General features: G+C 71.2%; 8 protein-coding genes. 3 read left to right on the top strand and 5 right to left on the bottom strand.

The window, feature by feature from the left end; genetic code table 11:
* Positions 1-98 precede the first annotated feature (98 nt).
* The gene (locus MU407_RS13055) at positions 99-1,112 is read left to right on the top strand and encodes a GNAT family N-acetyltransferase (protein WP_246958143.1); all 1,014 of its coding nucleotides are present in this window, start codon (positions 99-101) and stop codon (positions 1,110-1,112) included.
* Between the two features lie 88 nt (positions 1,113-1,200).
* Here MU407_RS13055 and MU407_RS13050 read toward each other — a convergent pair whose 3' ends face one another.
* From MU407_RS13050 to MU407_RS13040, 3 genes are read right to left on the bottom strand one after another with little or no spacing between them, the layout of a single operon-like run.
* Entirely contained in the window at positions 1,201-2,505 is a 1,305-nt protein-coding gene (locus MU407_RS13050; protein ID WP_246958141.1) for a TRAP transporter large permease, read from the bottom strand.
* Positions 2,502-3,053 carry a TRAP transporter small permease gene (locus MU407_RS13045; protein WP_246958139.1) on the bottom strand — a complete coding sequence of 184 codons (552 nt, stop codon included), beginning with the start codon at positions 3,051-3,053 and terminating at the stop codon, positions 2,502-2,504. The genes MU407_RS13050 and MU407_RS13045 overlap by 4 nt, the downstream gene beginning before the upstream one ends.
* Positions 3,054-3,060: 7 nt before the next feature.
* A complete protein-coding gene (locus MU407_RS13040; RefSeq protein WP_246958138.1) occupies positions 3,061-4,119 on the bottom strand; it encodes a TRAP transporter substrate-binding protein in 1,059 nt (352 codons plus the stop codon).
* 297 nt (positions 4,120-4,416) lie between these two features.
* Here MU407_RS13040 and MU407_RS13035 point away from each other — a divergent pair, with 297 nt between their 5' ends.
* The gene (locus MU407_RS13035) at positions 4,417-5,748 is read left to right on the top strand and encodes an MFS transporter (RefSeq protein WP_246958136.1); all 1,332 of its coding nucleotides are present in this window, start codon (positions 4,417-4,419) and stop codon (positions 5,746-5,748) included.
* Complete coding sequence (locus MU407_RS13030; protein ID WP_246958134.1) at positions 5,745-6,545, top strand: siderophore-interacting protein; 801 nt, start codon at positions 5,745-5,747, stop codon at positions 6,543-6,545. Before MU407_RS13035 ends, MU407_RS13030 begins: the two co-directional genes overlap by 4 nt.
* 342 nt (positions 6,546-6,887) lie before the next feature.
* Here the strand turns inward: MU407_RS13030 and MU407_RS13025 are convergent, their stop codons facing one another.
* Complete coding sequence (locus MU407_RS13025; protein WP_246958133.1) at positions 6,888-7,817, bottom strand: phosphatidylinositol-specific phospholipase C/glycerophosphodiester phosphodiesterase family protein; 930 nt, start codon at positions 7,815-7,817, stop codon at positions 6,888-6,890.
* Entirely contained in the window at positions 7,814-8,689 is an 876-nt protein-coding gene (locus MU407_RS13020) for a hypothetical protein (protein WP_246958131.1), read from the bottom strand. Before MU407_RS13020 ends, MU407_RS13025 begins: the two co-directional genes overlap by 4 nt.
* Positions 8,690-8,947: the final 258 nt, after the last annotated feature.

The raw sequence follows: 8,947 nt of genomic DNA, 5'->3' as shown, positions 1-8,947 counted from the left end.
AAAGGCAGAGGAAGTAAGGCGGTACGCTGCGTTAGATCAGAAAAAAGGAACAAGAAGTCAAGGCATTCGCGCAAGCGGTCTCATCGGCAGCGTCGGATGTGTATAAGAGACGGGCTCTGCGCCCACCCACGGCGGCCGACGAGTCCGCTCTCCGCGCCGCCCACGCGGAGCTGGCCGCAGAGGAATTCGATTTCGCCCTCGCGAACCTGGACGGTTCTGCCGGGGATGTCGGCCGTACCCTGGACCAGTACGCTCGCGAGGCTGCGGGCACCGACCTTCCGCCCGGCCGGGTCCGCGCGGAGTTCCTGCTCGCCGAGGTGGACGGCGAGGTCGTCGGCCGCACCTCGATCCGGTACGCCCTCACGCCGGTTCTGCGGGAGGTGGGCGGACACGTGGGGTATGCGGTACTCCCCCGCCATCGCCGCCGCGGGTACGCCACCGCGATTTTGCGCGCCTCCCTGGATCGCCTGGCCGCCGACGGCACCGACCGGGCGCTCGTGGTCTGCGACAGCGACAACGTCGGCTCCCGCCGCACCATCCTCGCCGCAGGGGGCGTGCTCGAAGACGTGCGCGCCGACCACGAGCAGTACTGGATCGACCTGGCCACTGCGACGGTGCGGCCGCTCACCGGTGATGATCAGCCCCTGCTGTGGCGTGCGCTCGGGGAGGCCTTCGCCTGGCGCGACGGTGAGCAGGCCCGCCCCGAGCAGCTGGCCGAGCCGCATATCGCGCACTATGCCGAGGGATTCGGGCGGCCAGGGGACACCGGTGCCGTCGCCTTCGAGGCGGGTCGCCCGGTGGGAGCCGGGTGGGTGCGTCTGCTGCCCCAGCAGGATCCGGGCTACGGTTTCGTGGCCCCCGACATCCCCGAGCTGACGCTCGCGGTCATGCCCGGGCAGCGCGGGCGCGGACTGGGCGGTGGCCTGCTCGACGCGGTCCTCGACCAGGCGCGTGCTGCCGGTCACCGCGCCGTCAGCCTCAGCGTCGAGGACGGCAACACGGCAGCCCGCCGGCTCTACGAGCGCGCCGGCTTCCGACCCGTCGGCCGGGTGGGGAACTCGGACACGATGGTGCGGGAGGTTGGTGGCGCGGCACTGCGTTCCCCGGCGTAGTGCGGGAACCGGGCCGGATAGCGTGCATACGCCCGCGGCACTCCGGGGTAGATGGTGAGGGGTACGAGCCCTCCGGCCCCGGCCGGCCTCACTCCAGCGACCCGGTCAGCCCCGGCAGCCACAGCGACAGCGCTGGCACGTACGCGATCAGCAGCAGCAGCGCGATGAGCGCCGCGAAGAACGGCAGCAGCTTCGGCACCACCCGCTCGATGCTGACCCCGGTCGTGCCGGTGGCCACGAACAGCACCGAGCCGACGGGCGGGGTCATCGTGCCCACGCACATCGACAGGATCAGCACCATGCCGAAGTGCACCGGGTCCATCCCGATCTCCTCGGCGATCGGCAGCAGGATCGGCGTGAAGATGAGGATCGCCGGGGTGATGTCCATGAACGTGCCCACCAGCAGCAGGATCGCGAGCATCAGCAGGATCACCACCGGCCCGGAGCTGGTGGTGCCCAGCACCGTCTCGGTAATCGCGCCGGGGATGCCGGTGAAGGCCATGATCCAGCTCATCGCGCTGGAGGCGGCCACCAGCAGCATCACCACGCCGGTCGCAGACACGGTCTCGGTGATGATCCGGCCGATCGCCGCGCGGGTCAGCTCCCGGTAGGCCAGGGACAGCAGCAGGCAGTACACGACCGCCACGGCCGCTCCCTCGGTGGCGGTGAAGACCCCGGCCACGATGCCGCCCACCACGATGATGATCAGCAGCAGCGATGGCACCGCCCGGCCCAGCACCACGAGGCCCTGGTGGATCCCCACCCGCTCGGTGGAGCGCAGGCCAGCTCTGCTCGCGAACACCAGCGCCACGGCCATGACCACGAGCCCCATGAGGATGCCGGGGATGTACCCGGCCATGAACAGGGCGGAGACCGACAGGCCACCGGCCACCGTCGAGTAGACGATCGCAGCAGCGGTGGGTGGGATGAGCAGCCCGGTCGACGCGGAGGAGATGTTCACCGCAGCAGAGAACGCCGGGTCGTAGCGTTCCTCGACCTGCCGCTTGTGCAGGGTCCCGCCGATCGCCGCGGCCGAGGCCACCGCGGAGCCGGACAGCGACCCGAACAGCATGTTCGCCACGACGTTAGTGTGCGCGAGCGACCCGGGGATCCGCCCGGTGACCACGAGGGCGAGGTCCACGAGCCGACGGGCGATCCCGCCTGAGTTCATGATGTTGCCCGCGAAGATGAATAAGGGGATGGCCAGGAGGTTGAAGCTTTCCACTCCCCCGGTCATCTGCTGGCCGAGGATGAAGGTGGCATCACCCCAGCCGAGCACCGCCACGATCGTCACGAAGGCAGAGACGCCGATGGCGATGGAGATCGGCACGGAGGCGAACAGCAGCAGGAAGAACAGGCCGAACAGCAGGATGGTGGCACCCAGCGCGCTCATCGGTCCTCCCCCTTCCCTCCGGTGGTGCGGGCTTCGGGGGCATCAGCCCCCGGCTGCGCGGCCCCCGTCGGCCCTTCATCTCGATCCAACAGCACCACCACCTGGGCGAGCGCGATGGCGAGCCCGCTGATCGGGACGATCGCGTACACGGCACCGCGGGAAATCCCCAGCAGCGCCGAGAGGTCGCCGATGGAGTTCAGCGCCAGCATCGTTCCGCCCACCCCGAGCACGAGCACGGCGAACAGCAGCACGAGCACATCCACGGCGATCATGACGCCGCGCCGCGCCGGTGGGGGTAGGCGGTCGCGCAGGAAGCTCAGCGCCATATGCCGCCGCTCGATGAAGGCGTACGAGGCCGCCAGGAAGCTGGTCCAGATCAGCGCATAGCGCACCAGCTCTTCCGTCCAGGCGGTGGGCTGGCTGATGGCGTAGCGGGTGATGATCTGGATGATCACCAGCACCGTCATGATCACCAGCAGAGCGCCCGCGGCCCACAGCAGGGTGCTGGACAGTCCGCGGCGCAGGGCATGGATCCGGGTCATCGTCATCGCTCCTTCAGCTGCGTGCCTGGTCGATGATGTCCAGCAGGTCGGCGACCTCCTGATGACGGGAGGCGAACTCCTCCACCACGGGGGCGGCGAGCTCGGCGAAGGCGTCGGTATCCACGTCCTCGATGAACTCCACACCCATCTCCTCGGACTCGGCGTACGCCTCCTCGATGCTCTGGGCCCACGCCTCCTTGTGGGCTTCGGTGGAGGCGATCGCTGCTTCCTGCAGCAGGGTCCGGTCCTCCTCGGACAGCCGATCCCACGCCCGCGTACCGATCACCAGCATGTCGGGGATGCGGGTGTGCTCGGTCAAGGAGAAGGCCTTGGAGACCTCCCCGTGCCCGGACTGGTTCAGCACCGTCTCATTGGATTCCGCGCCGTCGATCAGGCCGGTCTGCAGCGCGGTGTACGTGTCCCCGAAGCCCATCACGATCGGGGAGGCGCCGAAGGCCTCGGTCATCTGCACCTGTGTGGCCATGTCCTGGATCCGGATCTTCAGCCCCGCGAGATCCTCGGGGGTGCGGATCGGCGTGCTCGCCGTGTAAAAGGAGCGTGCGCCGGAGGTGTAGTAGGTGAGTCCCAGGAAGTTCTGCTCCTGGCTGCCGGTGAAGAACTCGCGCATCGCCTCGGAGTCCAGTGCCGCGTAGTAGTGCTCCTCGGAGTCGAACACGTACGGCAACCCGAAGGCGTGGTAGCCGCGATCCCAGGCGGCCAGACCTGGGGCGCCCACGCGCGTGAGATCCACGATGCCCTGCCGCAGCTGCCCAAGCACCTGCGGCTCCCCGCCCAGCTGCCCCGAGGCATAATGCTCGATGCGGATCCGCCCGCCGCTGCGCTCCTGCACATCGGCAATGAACTCCTCCAGCGCCACGGAGGTGACGTGCTGGGGGTCGAGGTTGTTGGCCATCCGCAGCACGAGCGGTTTGCTTTCGGTGGCTTCCTCGCTGGTGAGCCGCTGCGCCCCGCCGCAGGCAGCCAGAGCCGTCGCGCTCAGGGCAGCGCCGCCCAGGGCGAGGGCGCGCCGACGGGAAGGGTAGGGGTCCGGTCGGCTGCTCGGGGTGCGCATGAGCTCAAGATCCGATCGCGTGAAGGAGGTACGAATCCGGGCCGACGTGAGCCGTCGGCCCCTGCCGCGGCGTCCCGCAGGACACTGCTTCAGGTTTCGACTGTAGTGGGAATCACCCGTAAGGCGCAGCCCCGCCCGGCAGGCAGAAGCTCTGACGCGCTCCAGCACCCCCGCTCCCCCCCCCTGGCCCCGCGCCCGGCCACGCATCGGCCGGGCAATCCACCTCCGGAGTATTTACGCAACGCCAGCGTCGTGTATTCTCCTGCGGGTCCAGTCCTCAAGGGAAAGGCCCCGCCCGTGGGTGTTGCACACAACGGCACCAGCGCCACACCCGGCGGCAGCGCCGTCATCCCCGGCGCCACCACCACCAAGGCCGCCGCGCCCCCGCCGCTCAGCAGCACCCCCGGCCCGCTGGCGGGCCGCACCGCTCGGCTGTTGGCGCTGGTCTCCGGCCTGTACATCACCCAGTACCTCGGGGTCGGCTTTCTGTACGTGGGGCTCTCAGCGATCCTGCGCCGTGAGGGCGTCTCCCTGGAGGCTCTGGCTGCGGTGACCCTCGCCGGCGCCGCCTGGGCGTTCAAGCCCCTGTGGGCCCCGCTGATCGACCGCTTCGGCCGCCGCTCCACAGGGCATTACCGCCGCTGGCTGCTGATCCTGCAACCGCTGCTGGGTCTGACGAGCCTCGCACTCGTGGCGATCCCGGATCCCGCCCACCACCTGCCGCTGCTGAGCGCCACCGTGGTCGCGTACACCCTCATCAGCGCCACGCAGGACATTGCGGCCGATGGGCTCACGGCCCGCGCGGTGGACGACGCCACGCGGCCGCTGGCCAACGGCGTCGCCAACGCCGCCCAGTGGCTGGGCAACGTCCTGGGCGGAGGACTGATCGTGTTGATCTACGCAGCCGTCGGGTGGGTTCCCGCGATGCTCGTGCTGACGGCGCTGTGCCTGCTGCCGCTGCCGCTCGTGCTCGCCCACCGGGAGGCACTGCCCGCTGGGCCCGCACCCCGCCTCAGCCAGGCCTACGCCGCGCTGTGGCAGGTGTTCCGTCGGTCCGGTGCCGCGCGCTGGGGCCTGCTGGTGATGCCGCTGCTGCTGGGCGGGACCACTGCGGCCTATCCGCTGTGGACGCCGGTGCTGACCGATGCCGGGTGGTCGCTGCCGCGCCTGGGCGTGGTGATGGGGATGCTACTGGCCGCTCCGGCGGCTGCGGCCTCCCTGCTGGTGGGGGCGGCGCTGCGCCGATTTGGGCGCGCCCGCTGCCTGGCCGTGACCGGGCCGCTCGTGGCACTCAGCACGCTCGCGCTGATCCCCCTGGTCACCGGGGAGGCGCCGGTGGTCACGACCACGCTGCTGCTGGGGCTGCATGTGGCGGCGATGGCGGCCGGTTCCACGCTCGTGTACACCGTGAACATGTCGCTCGCGCGCCCCAGCTCGGAGGGCACGGATTTCACCACTCTGGCGGCGATCGCGATGGTCGCCAGCTACATTCTCGGCTCGGGGACGCTGTACCTCGCGGGGTCGTTCGGCTACGGGCCCGTGCTGGCCGGCACTGCGGTGCTCGCGCTGCTGGGCACTGTGGCCGGAGTGCTCCAGCTGCGCACCACCCCCGTCGGGAGCTCCCGATGAGCGCCGCCCGCACCGTGGAGCGCCCGGACACCAGCCCGGTGCCCGCCGAGGTGGTGCGCAGCATCCGCCTGAGCCCGTCCATGCAGCGCCTCACCGTGGCCGGGGCGGGGCTGACGGATCTCCAGTGGCAGGGCTTCGACCAGTGGGCAAGGCTATTCCTGCCCTCCCCCCAGGGTGGCGGGCTCGAGAACGTGCCTCAGCGCCTGACCCGCTCCAGCTACGTGCGGATGCTCGCCCGCCGCCCCGCCGTGCGGCCCACGCTGCGCAACTACACGCTGCGCCAGGCCCGGCCCGAGCTCGGCGAGGTGGACATCGACGTGGTGCTGCATGGTGATGCCGGGGTCGCCGCCCCGTGGGCGCGCGATGCCCGGCCGGGCTCACCGCTGGTGCTGCTGGACCAAGGCTGCACCTGGGCGAACCCTCCGGCCCGGAACCTCGTGCTGGTGGCCGATGAGACGGCGCTGCCGGCGGTGCTCGGAATCCTGCGGGACTGCGACCGCACCAGCTGCGGCATCGCCCTGGTGGAGGTGCCTGATGCGGCCGATGCACAGGTCGAGGACATCCCCGAGCAGTGCGAGATCCGCTGGCTGCCACGGCCGACGGGCACGGCCCCCGGGGCGCTGGCGCTCGCGGCGCTGCGGGAGCTGGATCTGCCCGCCGAGGATCGCGCCGCCTTCGCAGCCGGGGAGTCCGCCCTGGCCACGGGGGCGCGGCGGCTCCTCGTGAACGAGTGCGGCTGGGATCGAGACGAGGTGTGCTTCGTGGGCTACTGGAAGCAGGGCACGGTCCTGCGATAAATCGCTTGGCATAGCCCGCGGCCCGGGCCAGCGGTCCGTCACCGGTCACGGCAGCATGCCGCGACCCGCGTCGGCGCCCCGCCCGTTTCCGTCGCGCCCGTCTGCGCACCCCGGCGCCGCTGCCGGGGCACGCGGTGCTGCCTGGCCCGGTGTGCCCCCGGGCAGCGGGGATGAGCCGAAGGCCGGAGCGGCCCTGCTACCGGATGATCCGTGCTCCCCGCGCAGCGGGGATGAGCCCGCAGGTCAAAGGTGCGGTGGCTATGCCCCTCTCTGCACTGCGGTCCGCTCTGTTCCAGCCCCAACCCCGCCCCGGGGGCGGGGTCGGGGCACCGGATACACGCCTCACAGCCCGCGGGCCAGCAGATGCTCCCGCAGATGCTGCAGATGATCGGTCCCGATGAGGTCCACCCCGGCATTCAGCTGGGCATCCCAGATCACCGGACGCCGGCCGGGGAGGAGCTCAGGCGCGCCCCAGAACCGGGCCCTCGCACCGGAGGCATGGACGTCAGCCACGAACCGCTCGAGGTGTTCCTCCTGGTCGGCCGGCATGCTGCCGAAACCCTGCCAACCCAGCATCGACCAGCTCTCGGAGACCAGCGGCATCCGGGCCGGATCCGGCGCGGTCGGCACATCACCGTCGTGCCCGTCCATCGTCCCGAACCGCACCGGCGCGGTGCTGATCACGCTGAAGGGCCGGTTCCCGGTGTAGACCACCTGGATCGCGCCGTCCACGGCCCGGCCGTCCTCCACGCGGCACAGGATGTCGCGGTACCCCTGCAGCATCTCTTCGATCGCCAGGAGCGTGGCAGCGCCCTCCTCCTTGACGTCGATCAGCAGCTGGAAGGGCTGCTCGAGGTCGGGCAGCACTCGTCCGCTCTCGCGCACGAGCGCCGCCAGGGGCTGGATGTACCACTGCTCGAGGGTCCGCGCCGAGAGCGTCTCGACCCGGGTGTGTCCCAGCAGCAGCCGCCCCTCGCGGTACCAGACATCAGCCTCCACGGATCCGAATCCCGCGGCGAGCGCATCCCACAGGGGTCTGGGGTGCAGGTAGTCGTTGTGGGCGTGCGCGCGCACCAGCGCGCTGCCGGGCACGAACCCGGGCGGCGGCGGGTTCACGAGCGACGGGTCGGCCGTGCTGGAGGGGCCAATGAGCGGCTTCTCCGCCCGGGCATTCGGCATGATCGGCGCGGCGGAGAGTGCCCCGAGGCTGATGGCGCCGACGAGCGCTGCCCGGCCCAGCAGGCCGCGGCGGGTGACGGGGCCGCGGCTCACCGCTGCACGCCCTCGCGCCGACCCCGCCACGCGAGCGCAGCGCCGCCGCCGATGAGGGTCGCTGCGGTGAGCGCAAGCGCACTGGCCTCCACGCCCGTGCGGGCGAGCCAGCCGCCGGGGCGGGTGGATCCCGCGCTGTCCTTCCCGGTCTGTCCCGCCTGGCCAGCGTCACCGCCGCGACCGGTGCCGCCCGAGGCGTCCTCGCCACCGCCGGTGCCCTCGTCACCGCCCGGCGCGTCCGTGCCGTCATCGGCGGGGCCGCTCGGCTCCTCCTCCGTCGGCTCGGGCTCCGTCGGCTCCTCCTCGGTCGGCTCCGGATCAGTGGGCGCGGGGTCGGTGGGCTGCTCGGGCTCGGGGCCCTCGGTGATGGTGATGCCGTCCATCTCCCAGGTGTCCTCGGTGATGGTCAGCTCCCCGGCGGGGTTCTCGTCCCCGAACTCGGGGATGCCGTTGGTGACCTGCACGCATTCCACGGTCAGCGTGGCCTTGCCGGGCCCGACGAGGTCGGCGAGCACCGCATCCATGGAGATGCGGGCGGTGCCGTCATCCTCGAGCTCCTCCACGCCGGAGAGGACCACGCGCTCGGGGTCGGCGCCCTCCTGGGTGATCACCGCGCGAGCGCCGTCGGTGTAGGGGGCGGTGCAGGCGTCACGGGAGACAACGGTGTAGGTGAAGGGAGCGGCCTCGAGGGGACCCTCGGGTTGGGGGCCGTCGGCTGTCTCGATGAGCACGCGCACGTCCTCATCGATCTCGACGGCCGCATGGGCGGGCTGGGTCATGCCGCCCAGCAGCAGCGCTGCGGCGGGCACCGCGGCGGTCAGGGCAACAGGCAGGGCAAGGGCCGCCGGGCGGCGGAAGGGGCTGGTTCGCACGGGATGTCCTCGGCTCGTAGGAAGTGGCGGGACAGTGCGGCAGGCGTCGGCCCCACCATGCACCCGGTCGATGAACACCCGTGGTCAGACCGATGAAAACGCAGTTACGACGACACGAATCCGATGTTCACCCACACCCGTTACTGTGCGGTCAGATCCGCGGGTGGCAGCGCGGATCCTCGGTGCCGGCGCGTCGTCACACCCCATCCGTGCATCCTCAGGAGACCCCGATGACCCGCACCCCCGGGAGCACCGCCC

Origin of the sequence: Brachybacterium sp. Marseille-Q7125, assembly GCF_023062615.1 — a bacterium.
Taxonomy (GTDB): Bacteria; Actinomycetota; Actinomycetes; order Actinomycetales; family Dermabacteraceae; genus Brachybacterium.
Note: the sequence above shows the minus strand (reverse complement) of the source record. Positions and strands in the feature narration are given on the sequence as shown.